We start from the raw sequence: 25,273 nt of genomic DNA, 5'->3' as shown, positions 1-25,273 counted from the left end.
GACACCTAGCCATTTAGCGCATCTGTAAGGAAGTACAAGAGGAATTTATCAGCCCAATGCCAGCTATGGGTTGCCTGCTCGTCAAAAACTATGTTTGCTGCCCGTTGGGTTATACCTTTGTCCTGCAGCAGTTCATGGTAAAAATTGGCCCGGTCGTGGTTGCCGTGCTGTCCATCTGAAGGCGCGCAGCTTACCCACCAGTCTGTATTCTGGTAAAGGCCGGCATCTGTGTTGGAAAGGGTATCAGTGGGGTTCCAGCGGGCAAGCGCTGCCTGGTCGCGGGGGGTGCCAAATGCAGGGTTGAAAATAGCTCCTTTGGTCCATACTGCATCGTTGCCGGGAGACAGTGGTGTTGCCCGCGGATCCTGGTGCCTGGGCCACATGAACAGGCCATCGTAGATGCCTACATGTGTAAGCAAGTCGGGGCACCGAATTGCCAGCAGACTTGCAGTAAAACCGCCAAGTGAGAAACCTGCTGCAAGCCGTTTACTACCGGCAGCCGGGTAACGCTTGTGGACCGCCGGAAAAAACTCTTTGGTAAGGTATTCCCAAAACTTGCCAGACCCAAGGCCACGCATGGATGCACTCCAGGTGCCCACCATGTTGACACCCAGCGAAGGGACATGGTTGTTGCTGCTGTTTAGGCCAGGCATAACCACCAGAACTGGCGGAATCATTTGTAATGCAATGGCTTTGTCGATGTCCTCGATGGCTGTTGCGTGCTGTCGGGAACTGTCTTCTTCCATATTTACCCATTCACGCTCGTGCCCCCTGAAAAGGTAGAGTAGCGGCAGCGGCATTTTTTTGTTGAAGCCGGGGGGCTCGTAAACATAGAAAGATTTGTTTATTCCCAGTGCCGGGGAAGGCAGGTAGCAGGCCCGCAAGGTGCCCTGCAGGCTTTGCCTGTGCCGGGCGAGAATATCGCGTCGCGTCATATTTGGAAGTGTCAGGCGGTTTGTGGCATGCCTTTGCGAGCGGCCACTGCATCTGCAAGGAAATTTGGAATTACGCGCTGGTAAGTATGCAGCAGAAACTCGGGGTCTTCGAGGCGGCTGATGATCTGGTTGAATTTCTCTTCGCCGTGCGTTTTGATAATGGCTGCCCGTCGCGCATCCTTTTGGAAATGGACGAGCATCCCCGCCGGGTCAGCTTCAGGATGAAATTGTACGCCGACCATTTCTGTTGAAAGACGGAAGCCCATAAGTGCGCGTTCCATCGGAATATGTGGTCGCTGCTTTTCGAGCGCCAACACGCTTGCGCCCAGGTTGCCAAGCACTTCTGTGCGAGGTTGTATAGCCTGCCAGTCGCGGAAGTCAGCCACGTAAAACGGATCCTGGAGTCCTTCGAAAAGCGGATCCGTATGGCCGGCTGCGGTTTGATGCGTTTCAAATACACCAAACGATGTGGATTTACGTTGTACAACGTCACCCAGGCCAAAATGCCGGCACATCATCTGGAAGGAGTGGCAAATAAAGAGCGCGTATTTCGGATCGCTCTGGCTCTGCTTGTTGTGTTGCCAGAGCGCACCTACCAATTCAAAATAGGCTGTTTCCCATGCTGTGCCTTCTCCGTCAAAAGGACTGCCGGGGCCGCCTGATAGCAAATAAGCGTCGTAGCTCAAATCCGGTACGTCGCCGGTTTTCCGTGTTTCGAAATGGTCCAGTTGTAGGGACGTATCGAGTTCACGTTTACCCCATCGGTTCACCAGGTCTTTGATGGCCTGGATACCCAGGTTGGGCTCTCCGTTATACAGATCTATAAGGGCTACACGCATGATATTGAAAGTAAAACAGCTTCCGGTCTAGTCTGCCAAATGAAAGCTCTGGTCGTCGTAGGTGTGACGAAGGATGAACATGGGTAATGTACCGCCGCCGGCTGTTACATTTGCCAAGTTCGTGGCTGATGTACGCGTGAGGCATCCACCCATAAGCGGTCCATTCAGATAAGGATCGAGATCGATGATAGTTGGCACCATATCCCAGCCTTTATCCGTATTTACCAGAAACGGCTCCTTATGAATATCGACGGCTTCCTGGACAACAAAACAGTCAGTTATGCTGCGTTCAATAGCCTCGTCCCATTCTTGCTGTGATACGGCAAATCCCAGCGTTACCCCATCACCGCCATACGCATCGTTCGGTTTGATAACAAAATAGGCCCGGTTGTTTCTGACAAATTCCATCAGGTCGATCTTCAAGCCCCTGAAAGTTGTTTTTGCCGGCCGCAAGATACGTGTCCACGGGATGTGCTGCCGGATCGCAGACTGCTGCTCCGGCGGAAGCTGATCCGTGTACTTCTCATCGGTCAGAAAACTGAAGATGGCTTTTTTGTGGACGAGCTTGGTGCGGAAGGTGTTCAGGTAGCACGTCTTCTGTGCCATGTAGCCTTCCAGAAAGGCCCGGCACTCATCTTTCATCTCGTAAAATTCGTTGATTAGAAGCCGGCGGTACAGGATATCTATACGCTGGTTACCCGCATAAATCCAGCCATCCCGGCACGTCAGCGACCGCGGATCTGCTACCACGCAAGGATGGCCCATGCGTTCGCAGTATGCCTGTAGCAAATTGAACTCGTGGATCGTGGGTACATCCAGTTTGTCAACGATGGCAATGGCGGGGCGCTCTGCTTTACCATCAAATTGCTCGTGGTAGATAAACGATAATGCTGCCAGCGTGTGCTCCATCGGGGAGACAAAGCGTACGGGGTGCATTTTCTCGAATTGCTGGAAAATGGGCAGCGACCGATAAATTTCTCCCAGTTCATGCAGGTATGCAATGCCAGCCGGATTCTCGCCATTGATCTCGACAAATTTGAAGGAGTCTTTGGTAAGAAAAGAATCCATTCTTGAGAGCGCAGAGAGACGAATCACTTTGGTTGGAATGGCAGCCAGCTCCAACTCCCAATCCTCCATGCCCAGCTCCGTTTTCAGGAGTTGCACATCGTTGAAGTGCCGCGCTGCAATATGCAGGAATGCCTGCCGGATCAGGTAAACGCGATCCTGGACGAGGTTGTAGGTTGCCTCCGTCAAGAATGTTGGGCGGAGGCTATGTGCCATGGCGCGGTCGCCAAACGTAACCTTGCGTTCATGCTGCAAATGTTGCAGGAGTTTGAGCTGTTCTTCCGCTGCGCCAAAATCTTTTTCGATTAGCGAGTGGAAGTCGTGTATAGCCTGTTGTAGGTGCTGCGCCATGGCCGCCTGTCGGGGATTTATCGGTGGTGGAAAGCAGCTATTTTGCAGCTGGCTCGAGTGCACCGTTTGCAGAAAACTGCTTCTTACGGCGGGTCTTTTTGGCCATCTTAACCAAAAACTTGCCCACCGTCTTAATTACCCATTCGTAGTTTTCTTTGCCTACCGAGTGATAATCTGCGTCTGGCGCCGGGTTCATGAAATCGATGGCGTAGGGAATGCCATCGCGAACCGCCAGTTCAACGGTGTTGAAGTCGTAGCCCAGGGCTTTGCATATGGCGAGCACGTCTCGCTTCAGCTTGGCCAGCATTTTAGGGTCAACAGGTGATGGGTCGATTTCTTCATAGCGTGCCCGTGAGTTGTCTGCCAATGGATTGTAGCGCATAATGCGTACTTCGGATTGGCCTACACCATAGCAGCGAAAGTAATCTTCAAAATCAATATTTTCCTGAAGCATCATACAGTCGACGCCCGATTCGTCGTATGCCTCAAAGAACTCTTCGCGGTTGTGCACTTTGGTTACGCCGCGCCAACCGCCGCCATCGTGCGGTTTCATGAAAGCCGGGAACTCGATGTAAGCAAAGAGTGATTCCCAGTCTACTGGGTAGTTGAGGTTACGATAGGAGCTATCGCTGGTATTTGGCAGGTGGTCTTTGTGGGGCAGGATGGCACTGCGTGGTACGGCCACGCCGGCTTCTTCTGCAATAATGTTGTCGATAAATTTGTCGTCAGCGCTCCACCAAAAGGGGTTATTTACGACGTAGGTCCCTTTTAATGCAGCCCATTTGAGGTAGGATCTGTAGAACGGCACTTCGTGAGAAATGCGGTCGAGAATGACAGCATAGCCCGGGTCTTTGTCCATTTGAATGGTATCCAGTTGGATAAACTCCGCGTGGATGCCGGCGTCGCCGTACGTGTCGTTAATATGATGAATGAGGCCATCTGGAAACGTGGTTTCCATGCCTCTGAGTACGCCAATTTTTTTAATTTTTTTGGTAGCCATGTGCTTGTGCGGGTACGATGCAGGGTTGGTAAGGTAGGAATAGCACACGATCACAAACGACAAATAGCGTGTGCACAGATTACTGTAACAATGTGGGTTTTAAAGCGCCGGCTGGCCGGCATCAGGCAATGTGCTGCTGGATGAACTGGCACCACCAGTCCCAGTCATGACCAAAGACACCGTCGCGCAGGTCGAGTGTGTGGTTGATGCCTTTTGTGTTGAGCACGTGGCTCATGTGCAGGTTGGCATCTTTGCAGGGGTCGTGCTCAGCAGTGTTCAGAATAATATGATTCTGCCGGATGGCATGCAGGGTATTTTCGTCGCTCAGGTTGGGTAAAAAATCAATCGGGTTACTGAAGTAGACGTCATCGTTGTAAAACCCGTCGAGTTGCGACTTGATGTCGAAAATCCCACTGAGTGCAATGAGCTTCCCAAAATCCCAGGGTCTCTTGAGTACCATGTTTGTGGCGTGGTAGGCACCAAAGCTTGCGCCGGCCGCGATGGTAAACTGCTGTCCGGCTGTGTTGTGGATGTGGGGCAGGACTTCATTTGCGATGTACCCTTCGTATTGCTGGTGGCGCTTGATACGGGTGTAAGGGTCTACATCTTTGTTGTACAGGCTTTCTGCATCCACTGAATCGACGCAGAAAAGTTGGTTGTGTCCGTTTGACAGCTGTTTGTCAAGGGCTTTTACCATCCCAAAATCTTCCCATTCAAAGAATCTGCCGAGGCTAGATGGGAAGGCAAGGATTGGGGTGCCGGCGTGACCAAAACGCAGCATTTCCATGTCACGGCCGAGGTGGTTGCTGTACCACTTGATGTGTTCGCGGTTCATAGGTAAGGTGGGCAATAGGGAGGTAGTGCGGCCCAGTTAAACCGCACTTAGCGTTTTTGGTTTTTGCTTCTTGAAGTGTTTATTTACAAGCTTTCACTTCGATGCCAGCACCGGTGGCATGGCGTCCCATTTTTTAATGTACCACTCCCGTTGACAAAACAGAAAAACAGGCGCATTCTGCTGGCCACAATCGGTCCGGGGATACTCATAGCTGCAACAGGTGTTGGGGCCGGCGACCTGGCAGCCGGCGCGTTTGCCGGCAGCAAGCTTGGGGTAGCTGTGCTGTGGGCAGTGGTTCTTGGTGCGTTTATAAAATACGTGATTACCGAAGGGCTCGCGCGGTGGCAATTGGCTACCGGGCAAACCCTGCTTGAAGGCGCAATGCTCCGCCTGGGCAAGCCGGCGCAGTACTTTTTTATCAGCTATTTCCTTGTGTGGACGATGGGAGTAGGCTCATCTCTCATCAGCGCGTGCGGTGTTGCCGCCTATGCGTTGTTTCCTGTCTTTGATGATCCTGAGCAGGGAAAAATAGTCTTCGGTATTGTCCACAGCCTGTTAGGGTTAGGACTGGTTTGGGTTGGATCTTTCCGGTTGTTTGAGGGCGTAATGAGTGTTTGTGTTGGTGTCATGTTTGTGCTCGTTGTGGTAACTGCTGTGCTTGTACAGCCCGACTGGGGCGCAGTGGCAGTTGGCATGGTTAAACCGGAGATTCCCGTCTACATGGTGAATGATGTGGACCAGGGTATCGGGTGGACCCTCGCATTAATGGGAGGTGTTGGCGGCACGTTGACCATTCTCAGTTATGGGTACTGGATCCGTGAAGAAGGCCGAGAGGGGGAAGGGGCATTGGCGACTTGCCGGATTGACCTGGCTATTGCCTACACGGTAACGGCACTGTTTGGGCTTGCTGTGATTATTATTGCCAGCAAAAGTGACCTGGATCGGCAGGCGAGTGCGACGCTTGTTGTTTCGTTGGCCGGCCAACTTGGTGAGGCACTTGGAGACAAAGGGCAGCAGGTGTTTCTGGTTGGTGCGTGGGCTGCCATGTTTACCAGCATGCTCGGCGTATGGCAATCGGTGCCATATATGTTTGCAGACTACATGCAGATCGCGCACAAGGGCAGGAAACAGCTTGACAGCGGCCCTGATGACCAGGACGTCGGGAAGAAAATTGATGTGAGAAGCCGGCACTACCGTACGTATTTGCTGGTGATTGCGCTTGTGCCAATGGTTGGTCTGCTGTACGACTTTGAGTTGGTGCAAAAGCTCAATTCCATTTACGGTGCCCTCGTAATGCCGATGGTTGCTCTGGTGTTGATTGTTCTGAATGGACGGGCAGATTGGGTGGGCGAAGCACTTAAAAATCGTCGGCTGACGGTGGTGTTTTTGTCGGGCGTTATCCTGTTTTTTCTGTATACTGGCGGGCCAGCGATTTACCGCTCCCTTTTAACCATCTTCCCCTAAACCCACGCGTTGTTATGTTATTGCAGCCTGTTTGGGATATCATTGCGTCAAATATCTTTCCGATGCCTTCCAGCGAAGGGTTGTTCAATCCTTACAATGACCGCTCGGATGCTTTTGATGTGCCGCATGCCATTGAGGCTCGCCGGCAAAACTTTAAAAATTACCTGGCTTGCTACAAGGAGCGCCCACGCATTTTCTTGCTGGCAGAAGCACCTGGTCCGTGGGGCTGCCGGTTTTCTGGAGTGCCCCTCGTAAGTGAGTCGATGCTGGTTGATCCAGGTTTTCCTATTCACGGTGATGCAACCAGCCTGGCCGAAAAGCCACACGGCGAATATACCGCAAAAATATATTGGCGCGTTCTTGGTCCTTATTTTCCGCAGTTTTTTACGTGGAATAGCGTACCCTTTCATCCGTATAAACCCGACAAGCCTTTGTCCATCCGGAATCCAGGCAACCGGGAGGTACAGGTCTATACGGAGACGTTAAAGCAAATTATTGACGTAATGCAGCCGGAAAAGGTGCTTTCAATTGGTCGCAAAGCGGAATATGCGTTTTCAAAAATTGATGTGCCGTGTACCTACATCCGGCATCCTTCGCAGGGGGGCGCAAAGATATTTGAAGCCGGTATACAGGAGGTACTGGAAGAACTGCAACTTGGGCCTGTCTAGTGTTGCGGGCTACGGAGATGCCCGGGCATATTTTATCTTTTTGGCTTGACGATTAGTTTGTTGGGCTGTTCTTTGTAAACCATCAATGTTTATAAAACATTTTTAGAACTTTGTAATCCGGGTCTGGAATGTCTGATCTTTTTCAGGAAGCTGCCAAACGGTACAGGATGTCAAATGCGCCCCTTGCAGATCGCATGCGGCCGCGGTCTTTGCATACGTTTATTGGGCAGCAGCATATTCTTGGCGCCGGCAAGTTGTTGCGGCGTTCCATCGAGGCAGATCGTATTTCATCGCTCATTTTCTTTGGCCCGCCCGGGACAGGTAAAACGACGCTTGCCCGTATTATCGCCAATACCACCTCTTCCCACTTTCTTGCGCTGAATGCGGTGTTGGCCGGAGTTAAGGATATTCGTGAAGCTATCCAGAAAGCGCAACAGCGTATTTCATTGCATCAGCAACGTACGATCCTGTTTGTGGATGAGGTGCACCGGTTCAACAAGGCGCAACAAGATGCATTACTGCCGCATGTGGAAAACGGAACGGTTGTACTTATTGGTGCGACTACAGAGAATCCGTATTTCGAGGTGATCAAGGCGCTGGTGAGTCGGTCTCGCATTTTTGAGCTCCGAACCCTCACGGAAGAAGACCTTTTTCAGGTGGTCGAAATGGCGCTCCGCGACAAAGAGCGCGGGTTTGGCGATCGCAACGTAGTTATTGACCCTAAAGCGTTGGCGCACCTCGTGTCTACTGCAAATGGCGATGCACGCTCGCTGTTGAACGCACTCGAACTTGCTGTAGAAACCACACCGCCAGATGAGTCGGGGCAGCTATTTATCTCCCTTGAAGTGGCTGAAGACAGTATCCAGCAGCGGGCCGTGCTGTATGACAAAGAGGGCGACGCGCACTTTGATACCATCAGTGCTTTCATCAAAAGCTTGCGTGGCTCCGACGCGGATGCTGCATTGTACTGGATGGCGCGTATGATTTACGCCGGCGAAAATCCGCGCTTCATTCTTCGGAGGATGCTCATTTTTGCTGCAGAGGACATCGGCCTCGCAGATCCACGCGCATTACAAATTGCTACGGCAGCTGCACAAGGCTTTGAGTACGTGGGCATGCCTGAGGGGCGATTTCTGTTGGCTGAGTGCTGCCTGTATCTGGCTACCGCGCCAAAAAGCAATAGCTCGCTGGCCTTCTTCGATGCACTCCATTTTGTCCAGGAAGAGCTTTCACATGATGTCCCTAACCACTTAAAAGATGGCAGTCGGGACAAAAAAGGATTGGGGCATGGTGAAGGGTATGCGTATCCCCATGCCTTTCGCGACCATTATGTGCCGCAACAATACCTGCCCAACGAAATGCAGGGTACCTATTTTTACAAGCCTGGGGAGATGGGATATGAAAAAGACGTTGCCGAACGATTGCAACAGCAACGTGAACGTGATGGTGAAGAAGGGCTTCAGAAGCGGCTTGAACGCTACAAGAAAGAAGGGGGAGCCAAGTGAGTTAACCCTGCTTAGGTCGCAGTGGGTTCTACTTCGGTACTTATTGCGTCAAGCCGGCGGTGCATCACATAAAACCAGAGCGGAGGCATAAGGGCCATCACCATCATACCAGGGTAACCCGTTGGCATTTGCGGACTCTCATCGTGGTGGCGGAGCACCTGGTATTTGCGGCTTGCCTCGTAGTGATGATCAGAATGCCGCGACAACTCAAAAAGCATCAGGCGTCCTATCACATGGTTGGAATTCCACGAATGATGTGGATTTGTGCGTTCGAACCGTCCATTTTCTTTTAAGGTGCGCTGGAGACCGTAGTGCTCAATGTAATTGACAGTTTCCAGGAGCAGGATACCAACCAAAGCAGCCAGGATAAAGAAGGCCATGGTTTGGATGCTAAATAGGATTGCGATGCCAATCAGGATGCAGGCCTGAATGAACATAAATTGTAGCATTTCATTGTGCAACGAAAACCAGGGCTGGCTCTTTTTTTTCAACCGTTTTGCTTCTATCTCCCAGGCAGACAGGAAGCTGAAGGTGATGCTTCTGATCCAGAATACAAAAATGTTCTCCCCAAGCCGTGCTGTTGCCGGGTCGTCGTACGTCGCAACCCGCTTGTGGTGGCCGCGGTTGTGTTCAATGTAGAAATGCATGTAGAGGGAGCTTGCCAGTGCAATTTTAGCAAGCTTGATTTCATGGTTTTTGGTCCGGTGCCCCAATTCGTGCCCAACGTTAATTCCGAAAACGCCGCACATAATACCCATGGATAATACAAGACCAACATATTCAAAGGCCTCAAAAGCATGCGTGTTGATGCTGATCAGGTACCAGGCGAGAAAACCGAGTTGTGTAGGGATGGTGAGATAGAGTAGCCAGTCAAAAAATGGATCGGCCTTGGCGAGTGCTTCTTCTGCTGCAGTGAGGTTGATGGGTTGTGGCTTAAGAAAAAGCTCAACGCCCGGAATAAGTCCGAAAACGTAAACAAATGGCAAAAAGCTCCACCAGCCGCCCAAGCTCAGGGCAATTGCCATTGTCAGGGGGAGTGTGAAAGCGCTCAGGTATTTCAGAAGTTTGATGCGTGCAGTCATGCAAGGAGGCTCTTCCGTGGCCGGTTAGCGGGTGCAAGTTATAAGGTACAACGTAGCCGGCTTTTTTTCGCTGCCTTGCTGTCGGCTGCACGTTCTGAAGAAGATCTTTGGCAAGCCATATAAAAAGTAAAAGCCAACCAGCAGAAGCTGGTTGGCTTTTGAATTGCTGCTTGCCCCCCGGTATTAGCAGCAATATTGAAATCTATAAATCTTTTTCTATATTCGAGGACTTCAGAGGTCGAAGTCCGGCCAGGACTAGGTCCTGGCCGGTCCTCTAGTTTTGCTGCTTGCCCCCCGGTATTAGCAGCAAACTCGAATGGCGCGTGTTCAAATGCGCCAGGGAAATCTTTCTGTGATGGACTCCTTCTGTGATGGAGTCGGGTTGAAGTCCGGCCAGGACTAAGTCCCGGCCGGTCCTCTACCATTGCCGCTTGCCCCCCGATTAAAGCAGCAATGTTGATGCTGTCTCTTGTAACATGCGCGCGCTTCTTTGAAGCAGACAGGCTGTTACAGATACCAGAGGAGTCAATAGTGGCGAAGTCCGGCCAGGACTAGGTCCCGGCCGGTCCTCTACTATTGCTGCTTGCCCCCCGGTATTAGCAGCAATTTGGGAATATCAGTTTCTCAAAGAATCTACCTTCTGGGCGGTAGGTGTGTCCTTGTTTGAACGCTTGTAATTTAGCCCGGCGATTGCAAATCTCACTTCTACATTAGGCACAGCGGGGCTGCACCTTTGGCGCATTTGACTGCTCGTTAACGGCTTATCGGACTGGGGTATCTTAAGCTGTTCATTTGCGCTTTCCTGATCCTGATACACGCCGATCATTTCTTCGCTGCTACGGGGTGAAGTTGGGGGGAAGTAGCTGCGCAGATAGCGTGTATTGAGCGCGCCTGTGTAGACAAAACTGCAAAGAACGTTCAGCTCTTTTTGTCAATCGCTTTGCTGAAGTACTACCAGATTCACTCCGCCCGCAGGCGGTGGCGTAATTTTTTTCGGCTGACACAAAAAGAACAAAAGTTATGCACAGCCTACTTACGCGCCGGGTGAATTTAGTACAACATGAATCTGCATATAGCCATTCATTTAGGGTGCCAAACTTTTTTCTTGTGCGTGTGCAGGGACGCTAAATTTGAAAAAGCCGCATTTTAGACTGAAATGCGGCTTTTCGGGAAATAGGGTTTTGTGGCTTGATCGGGCTTTGTCAGGAGCTGCTAAAAAAAGTGGTTCAATGTATCAAATTGAGATGCTAAAATAAGGAATTGCGAACCGTGGGTGTGAAAAGTGGAATCCTTGAAAAAAAGGGATTAAAGACGGGCTAATGTCTCAAAATAGCTTGCCGATACGGTAATCAGCCTGAACAGGAGCAGTTTCGCACCGATTCGGGTTCGTGTACCTTTATACTAAAGCCTTCGTGAGAGATGAAATTGATAGAGAGAAGTGCGGGACGGAGGCCTACCCCACCGTTGTGGCCTCCGTCCTCTTGAGAGATGTGCCTAATACATATATCGGAGACCTGGCGAAACTCTTTAGCAAAAACTTACCTAATCTGATGGTTAATCTGATCCCGGTCTAAAGACAAGCCCAAAAAAAGACTGCCAGGCTTTCTGCGTGGCAGTAGAAGAGATGAAGGGACGAAGGCTATACCCCTCCAGATGGCCTTCGTCCCTTTTCTTAGATGTGAGCAAAACAGCATGCCTCACCCGGCATGTTGTTTAATGTATTATACGCCGTTCCCCTGCGCGAGATATACCGTAACAAACCCAAGTTGCTGGCGCTAAGGAAGAAGATTATACTGGTACCTCAGTACTATACATGCGGAAGGTCGCATGCTGTGAGGTTGTAATAGAATAAAGAGCTGTTGACTGTATCGCTATGGGCTCGGTGTCCGCGATGCTGCGAGCATTGAAAAGTCGAACCTGCCTAAAGAAGTGCAGGGACGAAGGCCTACCCCTCCAGATGGCCTCCGTCCCTTGAAAAGAGAAGTGTTCAAAATGACACGCCTCATCCGACGTGAAATCTTGTGTATATAATACGAGTGTAATTCAGTTTTTCTATGCTGCCGTATATGCAATCTGCTACCCTGCTTGTCGTATTTGCTGCTACTCCTTGAGAGGTGATGCCGGCGTTTAAGGCCTCGTCGCCTAAACAAGGTTGCGTTAAACTAAAACGCATGGACGTTATCGCCTGTGCATGTAATTGGTCTTGCAGTGTTGCTGGATGAAGGTAGCCGGCACTGAAACTGAAAAGTCGAACCTGCCTAAAGAAGTGCAGGGACGAAAGCGCTACCCCTCCAGATGGCTTTCGTCCCTTTAATAGAGATGTGCAATTTTAAGCACGCCTTGAGCGGCGTTTGAACTTGTGTATATGATACGGGCAACTGGCAGCTATTCTATGCCGCCGGATATGTATTCTCGTACCCTGCCTGTTGTATTCGCAACTACTCCCGCAGGGGTGGTGCCGGCCAGGTACTTTGGGGATTGCGAAAGTTGGGTTAAACAAAAAAAGCACAGACTTGAAAGTCCGTGCAGCAATTTAACAGGTAGCCTTTTGACGTGGGTTGCTTTGGAGAGAAGTGCAGGGATGGAGGCTCTACCCCTCCAGTGTCCTCCATCCCTATATCGAAGATGTGCAATTTCATTCACGCCTTCTGCGGCGTGTGATCTTGCTACCATAATACGGACCCTGATACTTTTGCCAATAGGCCCTGTACGCTATTTCAATGGTACCGTGGTAGTATTTGCCTATGGTACCAGAGGTGTAGTTTTAGGTTTGTGCATTACGACAGCCCCACCAGCGCGCAGTTTTAAACAGAGTCTCTGCACCAGAAAAGGTGAAAACCTGTGAGGTACAATCTCCTGCTGCCGTGTAACTCATTTGACTGCAAGCTGAATCCGCATGCAAAATCCGGAAAGCATCGTCAGGTTTATGCTGACCGGACTTCATCCCCCTGGATCTTGCTAACTGGATAACTAAATTGGTTTATAGATATGCTGAGTTTATTCAAAAAGAATCCGACCAAGAAGCTCGAAAAAGAATACAACCAGTTACTGGAAAAAGCCCGTGATGCCCAGCGTTCGGGTGATATTAAGCTGTTTGCTACCATTTCTGCGCAAGCAGAAGAGGTGTGGACCAAAATTGAAGCGATCAGGGACAAACAGTAGGTTCTCTGCACGCGGCCCTGTTTATGGTTGCGGTACGGCGGTTGGACTTCGGAGCGGCGCGTAGTAAATTACGCAGATCGTAGATACGTGTTGTGTCTACATTCCACCAACCCGCTTTGGATACATGCGTTTGTGGCTCCGTGTTGCTTCTCAAATTGATCGTCTCAACGAACGAATCGGCAAGCTGGTCTATTGGCTTGCACTGGTTATGGTGTTGATTGGGGCGTACAATGCGCTTGCTCGATACATTGACAGGTTCACTGGTTGGGGCATGAGCTCCAATACTTACATCGAACTGCAGTGGTACCTGTTCAGTGTACTGTTCTTGTTGGGGGCCGCCTATACACTGCGGCACGACAAGCATGTGCGGGTCGATGTGTTTTATGGCCGGCTCTCAGCGCGCGGTAAAGCCTGGGTCAATCTTCTCGGGACGCTTCTTTTTCTCTTCCCCTTCTGCGTCCTGATGCTCATCATGTCGTGGCCCTCTGTTGTGAACTCCTGGTCTGTATGGGAGATGTCTCCTGATCCCGGCGGTTTACCCCGATATCCCATCAAAACCATTATCCCAATTGCCTTTATACTCCTCATTTTACAGGGGGTATCTATGGTCATTCACCAGGTAGCGATTCTGCGAAATACAGATGCTGCTACAGGCGAAGAACAGCTGACTGTGGGAGGTGAAGCATGAGCCCGGATCTCCTAGGGCCACTGATGTTTGTGGCTGCACTTGCGTTGATTTTCCTCGGTTACCCCGTTGCTTTTGCCCTGGGCGGAACGGCTTTGTTCTTTGCCTTTATTGGCGTGGAAGCAGGACTATTTGACTGGAACCTCCTGTTGGCCCTACCCGACCGGACCTTTGGGGTTATGTCGAACTATGTTCTCCTTGCCATACCGTTTTTCATTTTTATGGGCACCCTCCTGGAGAAATCCCGGCTTGCAGAAGACTTGCTGCAAACGATCGGGCAATTGTTTGGCACCATGCGAGGTGGGCTTGCGCTGGCTGTGGTTTTTGTTGGGGCCTTGCTTGCTGCTGCCACGGGTGTCGTAGGGGCTTCTGTAGTGGCCATGGGGATGATTTCGTTGCCTGTTATGCTGCGCTATGGGTATTCTGGCCGATTGGCCTCCGGCGTTATTGCAGCCTCGGGTACGCTTGGACAAATTATTCCACCAAGCGTTGTGCTCGTCGTACTTGCAGATCAGTTGGGGATTTCTGTTGGGGATTTGTTCAAAGGGGCGCTGGTTCCGGGTATTATGCTGGCGGTACTCTATGCCGGGTACACCATGGTTGTAGCAGTGATGCGGCCTGAAGAAGCGCCGGCTTTGCCGCCTGAAGAAAGATTATTGTCGAAAAGCGAACTACTGAAACGGGTGTTGCTGGTGATGCTGCCGCCGCTTGTGCTTATCCTGGTTGTGCTGGGAAGCATCTTCGCGGGCATTGCAACGCCAACAGAGGCGGGCGCACTTGGTGCTGTGGGTGCTATGGTTCTCGCCGCAGTTAACAAGCGGCTGACGCTCAAAGCGCTGGTTGAGTCGATGGATGCTACAACGCGTCTGACGTCCATGGTGTTGTTTCTTTTGATCGGGTCGACCGCTTTTGCGCTGGTGTTTCGTGGGCTCTACGGCGATTTCTGGATTGAAGACTTGCTCACAAATTTGCCCGGTGGTGTGATAGGTCTGTTGGTCGTTGCCAATGTGGTGATTTTTGTGCTGGGCTTTTTTATCGACTTTTTTGAAATAGCCTTTATCATATTGCCACTGATTGTGCCGGCCGCATCTGTACTTGGGATCGACCTCGTTTGGTTTGGGGTAATGATCGGGATGAACCTGCAGACTTCTTTTCTGACGCCGCCTTTCGGGTTTGCCTTGTTTTACCTGCGGGGGGTTGCACCGCCTACATTGACAACAGCCGATATATACCGTGGCGCTATTCCCTTTATTATCATCCAACTGATAGGTCTCTTGCTCATCATCCTCTTTCCTGAACTGGTTACCTGGCTGCTCTAAGTTAGCCGTCAGTACGCCACAGGATCGCCTCTGGCTGAAATACGGACCAGGCGAACCAATAAGATACATAGGCTTCTGCGACAGGCGTAAGCTTTGCTCCTGCTAATGGCCCGTCAACTGCTGTGCCGTCAACGCGCCAGGTTGTTTCAGTTGCCGTATCTACAATTCGGTTTTCCTGAACGGCGAAATTTCTGTCGACATGTGTGCCATCCAGCCAGAAGGCCCAGGCAGAGGCCCGGCCGGCATCAAAAAATATGACGGCCGGCTGGTTTTTGTACTGCACATGCAGGACTGCATGATGCCCAGATTTTTCCAACTCATCAAGCGGAATTGAGAGGCCTCCTTTCTCATCCGGGAGGCCAAGGATGCGTTCTTTTGGCAAGCGCCGATCGTCTGCTGGTCCTGGCATGGGCCAGAACAGGGTAGTATTATCCGGCTCAGTATAGCTGCCAAGCGGATTGATTTCATAATTGCGGCTAAAGCCGGTTGATTCAGATACCACAAAGGTTTCCGGATAAAGGTCTTTCCATCCACCCCAGGTCATTTCTACAAGCGGATACGGTGGCAGCCGTTTGCCCGGATTGCCTTCAGAACTGCAAAGTGCCACGCTCCCCATTTGTGACCACAAGGAAAAGGTGTCTTCTGAGCGATCAAAAATCACATTGTTGTTGCGCCATAATAAACCGGATACACCAAAGTCGAGGTTGTTGACACGGCTGCGGTCAAAGGCGAGTCCAGAGCCAGTAAGCGGGCAGAACGTGACGGCAAGTTGGGGTGAGGTGTTGCTGAAATTGACAATTTCGTGCCACCACAAAATGTTGTGGGGAATAGCAACGATGAAGTCGCCATTCTGCAGTCCGAGTACCAAATCCGAATTGCGGAGATAGGTTGCTTCGTCAGCTGTAACCAGGTTGGGGTCTACGAGCGCCGGAATGGCGTCAATGCCCGTGCTGTTTGCAAATTCTTGCGTGGCAATAATGCAGTTTTCGCTGACCTCCGGTTCAATTGGCTCGGGAATCGTTTCGTTTGCATCACATCCCACCAATAAAAAGACAGGCAGCAAAAGATAGCGTATGGCACGTATTGCAGTGTAGCGTCGAGCAAGAGATAGGGAAGGGTACATGGCAAAAAACGTCAACTGATTTATGTGTTTAGTGCATCAGTTGGGCATTTTGTAACACTACTGGTGAGCGTGCCAGAATAATTGAGGGGTCTATCCTTCTATGCCAAAGTTAGTCAGCTATTGACTGTAGCACTTCTTTATTCAATCGATGCTCGCCGGCGAAGGGGATAAAGTCAACTTTGAGGTTGTGTGATTGCAAGAATGCCTTTTCTTGTTCAAGGCGTTCGGGTGTGATGTAGTAGTCTTTATCCCCAACCACGAAGGATGGATTCAAGGCGTTAAGTGTGGGTGTGTATTTGTCGAAATCGAGGTCATGAGCCACTGTACCTGCCCAGAGGATGAGTTTCTTTGCCGGCAGGTTGCCGAGGGTAACCCAGCGAGAGGCTGTAGTGGCGCCTTGAGAGAAACCGAGCACGGTTATGGGGGGCACCGGGCCGGCAAAGCTTCGGGTGATATGGTCAGCAACCTGGTTCAGATAGTGTAGGTAATCTTCAACTTCATCCGCCCGCTCGACCTTTGTCATCCAACTGGCTCCTACCCGTTTGTATTCTCCCCCCACGTAGAATCTGGATAACGCTTCCGGTGCTACGATCAGTCGCTTGCCATTGTCAATGGCCTCAAAGTGGCGTATGAAATAGTTCGCCAACTGACCGTAGCCGTGTAGCACAAACCACAGAGATTCTGTGTTGCTGCTTGCTTCTCCTATGGTGTAAAACCGTGCAGCTTTTTGCACGGTGATAGCGTGTTTTTTTATACGTTCCACCTTACATGGCCGGTTTTTTCTTCTGCTCCACAAAAACAGCCGGCAATTGCAGGTCGCGTACCATGTTATTAAATGCTGGCAGTTCTTGCTCAAGCAGCGCGTCGAGCCTTTCCAGTTCCACTTTAATTTTTGCGGTAATATCCTCTTTAACTGCTACTTGCTGATCTGTTGGTCGGTACTCACCTTGTTGTACCGTTCCTTTTACAGCTGCCAGTTTGTTGTTTAATCGGATCGGGAAATTGAGAGGATCCTGCCGGCTCTGGTTTTTTGTCTGATAGAGCGTCTCTTCGATGGCCTTCATCTGTTCAAGCATAGCGTTGCCTGATTCTTTGAGGGCCTCTGCTTCGTTATACGAACTGGCGCGTGTGATGATGTCATCCACCTGGGTGCGTATGTCGCGTATTCGCTTGATGGCCTGGTGCGTTTCTGTCAGGGTCTGGTTTGCTTCAGCAACGTAAACATGCCGGCTTTGCAGGTCGGCTACCGTCGCCTTGATCCGTGGGTCTTTTTTGATTTCAAATGTTGTTGTCATTGAATCATTGCCTACCACCAGGCGTGCTTTGTAGGGTCCCGGGACGGCTTTGGGGCCACTCAGGTTGCCAGCCCACATGATCATACCTTTGAACCCTTCTGCTTCTGGGTACATCATGTCCCATACAAACTGGTTCATGCCGGCTTCCATCGGGACGTCGTCGTCTGCAGCTGTGTACGACCGGATCAGCACATCATTGCCATCCATTATGTGGATTGTAGCCGCCTCCTCTGCAGCAACGTCTTCAGTAAGATTGTAGCGCAAGACAACGCCGTTTGGTGGGTTCTGGCCGGCGTCGCTCACCTCCCCATCACCTCCCCGCCAACGGTAGGCCGGGCGCGGATTGAACAGCCACAACGACGCATCAGCAATGTCGTCTGATAGCTGGTGCAAAGGTGTCAGGTCGTCAATAACCCAGAACGAACGGCCCTGGGTTGCTACAACCAGGTCGTCATTTTTGAGGGTAAGGTCGGTGATTGGTACAACCGGGAGGTTAAGCTGGAAGGGTTGCCAGTTGGCGCCATCATTGAACGAAATGTACATCCCGCTTTCAGTACCAGCATAGAGTAAGCCGGCGCGTTTGGGATCCGCACGAATTACACGGGTAAAGTGTTCGTCATCGATGCCATTGGTAATCTTTTTCCAGGAAGCGCCATAGTTCTCTGTTTTATAGAGATACGGCGCAAAGTCTCCATGTTTATACATCGTGGCTGCCACATACAAGCCGCCGGCGTTAAATGGATCGATGTCGATGCTGTTGATCTGAATCCATTCTGGCATGATGCGGGCATCAGGAGTGATGTTTTCCCAGTTTGCACCGCCATCGCGGGTAATGTGCATCAACCCATCGTCCGAACCTGTCCACATGACACCCTGTTCATGATAAGATTCGAGCGCCGAAAAGATGGTTGCGTAGTACTCCACGCTGGTGTTGTCTTTGGTAATCGGGCCGCCGGATGAACCAAGGGTAGACGGATCATTGCGCGTCAGGTCCGGGCTGATGGCTTCCCAGTTCTGTCCCTCGGTTGTGGTTTTGAAAACCTGGTTGCCCGTTGTATAAAGCACATCGGGATTGTGAGGAGAGAAGAAAATTGGGTAGTTCCATTGAAACCTGATGCGCATGTCCTCAGCGCCGGCACCCATTGGGTTATCTGGCCAAACGTTTATGGTGCGGGATTCGCGCGTTACATGGTCAAATCGCTGCAAATAGCCACCATACGATCCACCGTAAACGAGGTCCGGGTTGTCGGGATGTGGCGCGAGAAAGCCGCTTTCGCCGCCGGCAGTGGAGGTCCAATCCTGGTCGGTAATACTGCGGCCATTGGTGCGGCTCGGAATACGGACTGTCGAGTTATCCTGCTGCGCACCCAGGATGCGGTAGGGGAAATTGTTGTCGGTTGTGACGCGGTAAAACTGGGAGGTTGGCTGGTTGTGATAAGTCGACCAGTTGATGCCGCCGCTGTATGTGACCTGCGCGCCACCATCGTCCCCGATCACCATGCGGTCGGTATCTTCCGGTGCAATCCACAAGTCATGGTGGTCGCCATGCGGGGTACTGATGCTTTCAAAAGATTTTCCGCCATCTTTGGAGCGCCAGAACTGAACGTTTGCAACGTAAACTTTGTCTTCATTGACCGGGTCTGCATAAATGCGGGTGTAATACCACGCACGCTGGCGCAGGTTACGGTCACTATTAATGCGCTGCCAGCTTTCTCCACCGTCTTCTGACCTGAAGACACCGCCTTCTTTATTTTCGATGATGGCCCATACGCGTTCCGGATTGGCCGGCGAGACAGTCACGCCAATGATGCCCATCAAGCCCTCTGGCATGCCCTCTTTGTTGTTTAGCATTTCCCAGTTATCCCCGCCATCGGTAGATTTCCACAACGCGGATCCTTCGCCACCGCTTTCCAGGCTATAGGGTGTTCGCCTGATTTTCCAGGTGCTGGCATACAAGACCCGTGGATTTGAAGGGTCCATGATGAGGTCCACTGCGCCAGCGCCGGCGTTAGCAAACAAGATGCGTTCCCACGTTTCGCCGCCATCTTTACTGCGATATACGCCGCGCTCCTCCGTGTCTTTGTAGAGGTTTCCCATCACTGCAGCATACACCAGGTCCGGGTTTTTGGGATGGATGCGAATTCTCGCGATGTGATACGATGCATCCAGTCCAATCGATTGCCAGGTTTTGCCGGCATCAATTGATTTCCACATGCCGTACCCATGCGATACATTGCCGCGCACTGTTTTTTCACCGCCACCCACATACATCACATTGTTATCCCATTCACTTACCGCAACAGCGCCAATTGAGCCACCAAAGTAGCCATCTGATATGTTTTGCCAGGATTGTCCGCCATCAGTTGTTTTCCAAACGCCACCGCCTGTAGCGCCGAAATAGTATAACATGGGCTTGCCGGCAACCCCTGTCACTGCCGCAGACCGCCCGCCACGAAACGGGCCTATGCTCCGGTACTGCAACGCCTGGTAGGATGATTCATCATACTGCTGTGCCTGACTCTCACTCGGGAATAAAATCGACAGGATGAGCAACATCAACATGATGCCAGACGAAACTGAGGGTTTTGAAAAGATCACGGAGGGAAAGTGTGTTTTTTGCATGGTGCAGGCCCGATGAGGGGCATTTTGGTAGGGAATTGGTGCTATGAAATAAAGGCCCCGGCCGGTGGTTGACAAATGGATGGTTGATGTCTATACCCCCTGCCGGGTAGCAATATAGGCAAGTCATCTTATTAAGGCATCTTTCTGTTTTTTGGTGCAGATCTGATATTACATTTGGCTTGTTGTTATAGGCAGCAAGAGTCGCCATCTACACGTTGTTTTGCCGTGTTATGTGATGAATTAGCGCAAGCTTGTCGTATTTATTAATTTGAGCGCGCTTTGAGTAATGCCAACCTGTATCAGTTCGTGCGGCAATTACCGAGAATCCAGCATTAATTGTATGTCCCGCGCCTCCATTTTTATACGCTTGATTTTATTACTGCTTGTCCCGTTGCTGGCAGAGGAGGCGCGTGCGCAATCGGTGAGGGATAGCCTTGAAAGCCGCCTTGAAACGGCTGTTGGTTTGGATCGGGTTGAGATACACCGCCTCTTGGTGGTAGAGCTGGCATGGAAAGATCCGCAGCAGGCAATTCAGTATGCGAAAGCACTGGATGGTATCGCAGACGTCAACCCAACGGCACTACAACGTGCTGATTTACACTACGGAAGCGGACAGGCCTATCTCGTGCAGGGGATGATTGATGCTGCACGCGCGCAATACGGGTATTTGCGCCAGCAGGCCCATCTGGCAGAAAATGCGCTGATCGATGCGAAAGCTGACATGCTCCGCGGCGAATTGTATCTCAATGATGGGGCATTGGAAGATGCACAAACACAATTCATGAAGGCGCTCACCGTATTGGAAGCACATGAAGATGCTGCGGGACAAGCATACGTGCTGCACAGCCTGGGTAAAGTGAGTTATCGCTATGGTGATCTTGAAAGTGCGCTTGATTTGTTTGCTGATGCGATGGGTTTTTATGAACGCGCCGGCGACTTTGCAGGCGTAGGTAAAATATTTCTGGATGTCGGTATTGTGTATGACCTGAAGGGTGGGTTTGGAGAAGCACTGGGTTTCTACACAGATGCACTCGAATTGCACGAGGCGCACAAAGACTATGTTGGTGCCGGCCTCGCCCTGTGTAACATCGGTATTTTTTACGATTTGATTGGCGAGAAAGACGAAGCTGTAAGTTATCACAACCGGTCAATCGAAGTGTGCCAGCAGACAGGGCAGGCAAAATGTAGTGCCGATGCGCGTGCGAACCTGGCCTCTATTCGATTGGAGCAGCGCCAGCGAAGCGAAGCTATTTCGCTCTACAATGCCTCGCTTGATGTTTACCGCACGTTTGGCGATCAGTCTTCCCAGGCCAGAATCCTGAATAACCTGGGGCAGGCGTACATGGAAAACAGGGATGTGAGCAGGGCACTTGCAAGTTATGAGGATGCCCGTGCTTTGTACGAAGACCTGGGTGAAAAAGAAGGATTGGCTACTGTTGAAATTGATGCCGGCCAGCTGTATCGCCGACAGGCACATTATGACGAAGCACTTGAATCGCTTCAGAGTGGGCTCGCCATTGCCGAGGAGATTCAGGCTGATCCGTTGAAAAAGAAGGGCTACCGAGAGCTCTATTTGCTCCACGAGGGTTTTGGTGAATACGAGCTCGCGCTGGATGCGCATAAAGCGTTTAAAGCCGCTAACGACTCGCTTTTCAATAAAGAGAATGAAGCAGTCCTTGCTGCGCTGCGTACCCAGTTTCAATCCCAGGAGCAGCAACTGAAAATTCAAGGCCTGGAACGAGACCGGGCCGGCCAACAACGGCTGATATTACTCATGTTGCTTGCTTTTTTTCTGTTGCTAGGCCTTGCGCTCTTTGCGTATCGGCTGTACCGACAAAAAAGCGTGGCGCACACCAATTTGCAGGCTGTACATCACGACCTGAAAAGTGCGCAACAAAAGCTTATTCACTCGGAGAAAATGGCCTCGTTGGGGCAACTCACGGCCGGCGTTGCCCATGAAATTCGCAATCCGCTGAACTTTATCATCAACTTTTCCAAACTCAATGTCGAACTGTCACAGGAATTGATCACTGAAATCCACGAAGGCAAAGAGCAGAAGGTAGAAGATGTGGCCGATAAGTTTGAGTCGATTATTCAGGACTTTTCGTTTAACGCGCAAAAGGTAAACGAGCACAGCCACCGTGCTGACGGTATTGTACAGAGTATGCTTGAGCACGCCAACGCGACGCGCCAGGAGCGGTTGCCCACCAATATTAATGCGTTTGTGCAGGAAATAGTTGAGCTGTCATTTTATGGGGTCAAGCAAACAAAACATGCGTGCGACATTACCGTTAAGCAGCAACTTGATGCCCATATTGGAGACTATGAACTCGCGCCGCAGGAGCTCGGGCGTGTCCTGGTGAATTTGATTGACAATGCTATCTATGCTGTGTGTGAGAAAAAGAAATCACCTGAACATGCGGCCTATCAACCGGAAATTACCATAGAGACCGTTTCTCGCTTTGGCGCCGTGGTTATTCGTCTGCATGACAATGGGCCAGGGATACCCGATGAGGTTACTAAAAAAGTCTTTGAGCCTTTCTATTCAACCAAACCTACGGGCAAAGGTACAGGCCTCGGGTTGTCGCTTGCTTACGATATCGTAACCATGAGTTATGGTGGCGAGATGGGTGTTTCGAGTGTGCCGGGTAAAGGTACAACCTTCGAAATAATGCTGCCCCGCGGATGAGCAGCCAAGTTTGTGGCACATAATATTCGCCGTGTCCACAATCTGTTTTTTTTGTCGCTAGATGAATTGGAGTTCCCTTGTTCATCAATTATACGCGTCAAGAGAAATGAATTATTTATACCACATATCCCCACGTTCCACGTCTGTTTGTCTGCTTCTGCTATTGCTTTGTGTTGCTCTGCCGGCCAACGCACAATTTGTACACAGCCTTGGCGGGACGTCATTTGACCTCGGCGTTGAGGTTGAAATGGATAAGGCAGGCAACGCCTATTTTGTAGGAAATTTCAGAGATACACTGGATTTTGATCCGGGCGCCGGCCAACGTTTTCTGGCAAATAATAACACGGATGCATTTGTAGCCTCATACGATCCACTGGGTACGATGCGCTTTGCATTCAGTATCAGTGGACCGTTTGCAAGCCATGAATCGGTTGGCGACATCGCTGTGGCGCCTGATGGTTTTTTTGTGATCACAGGCCACCAACCGTTTGGGTATCTCGATTTTGATCCGGATCCAATGGGAGAGTTGGGCACTTCGGGCAACTTCTTTATAGCCGGTTACAACAGCAATGGGGAAGTACAGTTTGCTGTGTCTCCGGCGGGCGGTGAAAATACATCCAACGGGAATGGATATGCCGTTACGCTGGATGAAGACGACAATGTTTATGTGACGGGACACTATGTAACCGCACTCGATTTCAATCCCGCAGACACAACCGGTGTGCTGGCGAATAACGGCAATTCTGATGTATTCATTGCCAGCTATACCAAAACTGGTGCGTACCGTTATGCATACGGATTTGGCGGTCCGAGTCTCGATTATGGAGCAGGTATCGCAGTTGACTCACAGAAAAATGTATATGTTGCCGGTTTCTTTGTCGGCGAAGTGGCTTTTGATCCGGAGGACAAAGATGGAGATGGCGACACGGAGATTCGCGTCGCTGAGTCGTTGTCTGATATGTACCTGGTAAGCTACGACGATGCCGGCCGTTTCAGATTTGTATACACCTACGATACTGCCAACCGTATTGTGATCGAGCGCAAGGTTGAATTGGGAATAGATGCTGCAGACAATATCTACATGTCAGGTGAAAGCGTTGGTGTCGTTGCATATGACCCGGAAGATGCTGATGGCGATGGTGATCTGGTTCAACGCTCAGCTGATGCGTTGGGCAGCGCGTTTCTGGCAAGCTACAAACCAACTGGTGAACTCAGATTTGCGAATGTGTTTAAAGGCGGTACCAGTGAATCCAAAGATGTGTTTACTGATAAAGACGGCGTGAGCTTTATCACGGGTTCACACATTGGTGAAGTCGACTTTGATCCAGGCCTGGATACAGCTATCATTTCTTCAACTTCTGGGTCAGATGTCTTTGTGGCAAGCTATGATAGCCTCGGGGCATTCAGAACCATGTTCAGTTTGCCGTCAACGGGATTAAGCGGCGGCCATGGCGTCGCTTTTGACTCCTTATACAATGTGGTACTAACTGGTGGTTTTGGCGGTGAGTTGGATGTGGACTACAGCACGGGCGAAGATATAAGGTTTGGCGCCGGCCAGAATGACATTTTTATGGCCCGTTTTTCCTCCGGTGGCCAGGTGTCGGTTAGCACGGAATCTGTAGCAAGCCTGCCCAGTGGTTTTACCGTGTCAGCACCCTATCCCAATCCATTCGCTTCTCGGGTAAATATGCAGCTGGATGTCGCGTCTAGTCAGCACGTGGCTGTTGAAGTGTATGATTTACTTGGCCGCCAGGTTGCTTCCTTGCACAACGCCGTGTTGCCTGCAGGCAAGCACAACATGACGTGGGATGGCGCCGGAGCCGTTAACGGCGTTTATTTCATTCGGATAGTTTCAGGTGCAACACAACACACCGAGCGCGCTGTACTTATGCGCTAAACCCTGTTCCTGTGATCAGTGCAAAGTTAGGCGTGGTTTGCGTATTGAAAGATGCGCAAGCCACGCCCTTTTTAGTTTGTGTGTTTATACCGTGGGTGCCGGCTCTTTTTTGCTTGATTCCTGTTGCTTCTCCTGTTGAGCCAGGCCCCCAGACTGCTGGATGAGCTTGGCTACGAGCGCTGTCCACCCGGTCTGATGGCTCGCGCCAATGCCGGCACCGTTGTCGCCATGGAAGTATTCATAGAACAGAATATTGTCGCGCCAGTGCGGATCAAACTGGAAGTAATCTGTGTCGCCGTATACAGGCCGGCGTCCGGAAGACTCATCCCGCAGGAAGAGTTTAACCAGCCGGTTTGAAATTTCAGACGCCACATCCCACAGGTTTTTCTCTTCTCCGGAGCCAGCCGGCATTTCTACTTTGAACGCATTGCCATAGTAGTGATTGAACTTCTGGAGCGACTCGATCATGAGATAATTGACCGGGTACCAGATGGGCCCCCGCCAATTGGAGTTGCCGCCAAAGAGATAGGTTTTTGATTCTGCCGGCTCATATTCGACCGAGTGAACATTGCCGTCAATATTTATCACAAACGGATTGTCTTCGTGCTCTTTCGAGAGTCCCCGGAGGCCGTAGTCTGAGAGGAATTGGTCCTCGTCTAGCATACGCTTTAGAATGCGCCGCAGCTGTTTCTCATTTACAAGCGAGAGCAGGCACCGCCCTTCATTTTTATGCGGAT

The 25,273-nt window shown here is 50.9% G+C and carries 18 protein-coding genes; 8 read left to right on the top strand and 10 right to left on the bottom strand.

Translation table 11 applies throughout. The features are described 5' to 3' along the window. Positions 1-5 precede the first annotated feature (5 nt). The 5 genes from AAF564_08680 to AAF564_08660 form a co-directional block, all read right to left on the bottom strand. A complete protein-coding gene (locus AAF564_08680; GenBank protein MEM8485612.1) occupies positions 6-935 on the bottom strand; it encodes an alpha/beta hydrolase-fold protein in 930 nt (309 codons plus the stop codon). A gap of 11 nt (positions 936-946) precedes the next feature. Next, the gene (locus AAF564_08675; GenBank protein MEM8485611.1) at positions 947-1,774 is read right to left on the bottom strand and encodes a GMP synthase; all 828 of its coding nucleotides are present in this window, start codon (positions 1,772-1,774) and stop codon (positions 947-949) included. Positions 1,775-1,801: 27 nt separating this feature from the next. Further along, a complete protein-coding gene (locus AAF564_08670) occupies positions 1,802-3,190 on the bottom strand; it encodes a hypothetical protein (protein ID MEM8485610.1) in 1,389 nt (462 codons plus the stop codon). Positions 3,191-3,227: 37 nt separating this feature from the next. Next, positions 3,228-4,190, bottom strand: a complete 963-nt coding sequence (locus AAF564_08665) for a hypothetical protein (GenBank protein MEM8485609.1) — start codon at positions 4,188-4,190, stop codon at positions 3,228-3,230. A 121-nt stretch (positions 4,191-4,311) separates the two neighbouring features. Continuing rightward, the gene (locus AAF564_08660; GenBank protein ID MEM8485608.1) at positions 4,312-5,025 is read right to left on the bottom strand and encodes an alpha/beta hydrolase-fold protein; all 714 of its coding nucleotides are present in this window, start codon (positions 5,023-5,025) and stop codon (positions 4,312-4,314) included. Between the two features lie 150 nt (positions 5,026-5,175). On the opposite strand from AAF564_08660, the gene AAF564_08655 reads away from it, so the two are divergent. The 3 genes from AAF564_08655 to AAF564_08645 all read left to right on the top strand — a co-directional run bounded on the left by AAF564_08655 (position 5,176) and on the right by AAF564_08645 (position 8,662). After that, the gene (locus tag AAF564_08655) at positions 5,176-6,489 is read left to right on the top strand and encodes an Nramp family divalent metal transporter (GenBank protein ID MEM8485607.1); all 1,314 of its coding nucleotides are present in this window, start codon (positions 5,176-5,178) and stop codon (positions 6,487-6,489) included. A 14-nt stretch (positions 6,490-6,503) separates the two neighbouring features. Then, entirely contained in the window at positions 6,504-7,157 is a 654-nt protein-coding gene (locus AAF564_08650) for a uracil-DNA glycosylase (protein MEM8485606.1), read from the top strand. A gap of 128 nt (positions 7,158-7,285) precedes the next feature. Further along, positions 7,286-8,662, top strand: coding sequence for an AAA family ATPase (locus AAF564_08645; GenBank protein MEM8485605.1), 1,377 nt, complete (start codon positions 7,286-7,288; stop codon positions 8,660-8,662). Positions 8,663-8,673: 11 nt separating this feature from the next. Here the strand turns inward: AAF564_08645 and AAF564_08640 are convergent, their stop codons facing one another. Beyond that, complete coding sequence (locus AAF564_08640; protein ID MEM8485604.1) at positions 8,674-9,744, bottom strand: alkane 1-monooxygenase; 1,071 nt, start codon at positions 9,742-9,744, stop codon at positions 8,674-8,676. Positions 9,745-12,732: 2,988 nt separating this feature from the next. On the opposite strand from AAF564_08640, the gene AAF564_08635 reads away from it, so the two are divergent. From AAF564_08635 to AAF564_08625, 3 genes are all read left to right on the top strand, one after another. After that, positions 12,733-12,906, top strand: a complete 174-nt coding sequence (locus AAF564_08635) for a DUF6435 family protein (protein MEM8485603.1) — start codon at positions 12,733-12,735, stop codon at positions 12,904-12,906. 124 nt (positions 12,907-13,030) lie between these two features. Continuing rightward, positions 13,031-13,594 (top strand): TRAP transporter small permease subunit, encoded by a 564-nt coding sequence (locus tag AAF564_08630; protein ID MEM8485602.1) that lies wholly within the window; start codon positions 13,031-13,033, stop codon positions 13,592-13,594. Then, a complete protein-coding gene (locus AAF564_08625; protein ID MEM8485601.1) occupies positions 13,591-14,910 on the top strand; it encodes a TRAP transporter large permease subunit in 1,320 nt (439 codons plus the stop codon). The genes AAF564_08630 and AAF564_08625 overlap by 4 nt, the downstream gene beginning before the upstream one ends. A 1-nt stretch (position 14,911) precedes the next feature. Here the strand turns inward: AAF564_08625 and AAF564_08620 are convergent, their stop codons facing one another. The 3 genes from AAF564_08620 to AAF564_08610 form a co-directional block, all read right to left on the bottom strand. Then, entirely contained in the window at positions 14,912-16,033 is a 1,122-nt protein-coding gene (locus AAF564_08620; protein ID MEM8485600.1) for a DUF3179 domain-containing protein, read from the bottom strand. Positions 16,034-16,142: 109 nt separating this feature from the next. Beyond that, the gene (locus AAF564_08615) at positions 16,143-16,766 is read right to left on the bottom strand and encodes a phospholipase (GenBank protein ID MEM8485599.1); all 624 of its coding nucleotides are present in this window, start codon (positions 16,764-16,766) and stop codon (positions 16,143-16,145) included. Positions 16,767-16,797: 31 nt separating this feature from the next. Continuing rightward, positions 16,798-19,950: a glycosyl hydrolase gene (locus AAF564_08610; GenBank protein ID MEM8485598.1), complete on the bottom strand. Its 3,153-nt coding sequence runs from the start codon at positions 19,948-19,950 to the stop codon at positions 16,798-16,800. 340 nt (positions 19,951-20,290) lie between these two features. On the opposite strand from AAF564_08610, the gene AAF564_08605 reads away from it, so the two are divergent. Then, entirely contained in the window at positions 20,291-22,639 is a 2,349-nt protein-coding gene (locus tag AAF564_08605; protein ID MEM8485597.1) for a tetratricopeptide repeat protein, read from the top strand. Positions 22,640-22,745: 106 nt separating this feature from the next. Continuing rightward, the gene (locus AAF564_08600; protein MEM8485596.1) at positions 22,746-24,536 is read left to right on the top strand and encodes a T9SS type A sorting domain-containing protein; all 1,791 of its coding nucleotides are present in this window, start codon (positions 22,746-22,748) and stop codon (positions 24,534-24,536) included. Positions 24,537-24,620: 84 nt separating this feature from the next. On the opposite strand, the gene AAF564_08595 is transcribed toward AAF564_08600, so the two are convergent. After that, a partial coding sequence (locus tag AAF564_08595) for a glucosidase (protein ID MEM8485595.1) occupies positions 24,621-25,273 on the bottom strand: 653 nt, incomplete at its 5' end.

Source organism: Bacteroidota bacterium, assembly GCA_039111535.1.
In the GTDB taxonomy this organism is placed as follows: Bacteria; Bacteroidota; Rhodothermia; order Rhodothermales; family JAHQVL01; genus JBCCIM01.
Note: the sequence above shows the minus strand (reverse complement) of the source record. Positions and strands in the feature narration are given on the sequence as shown.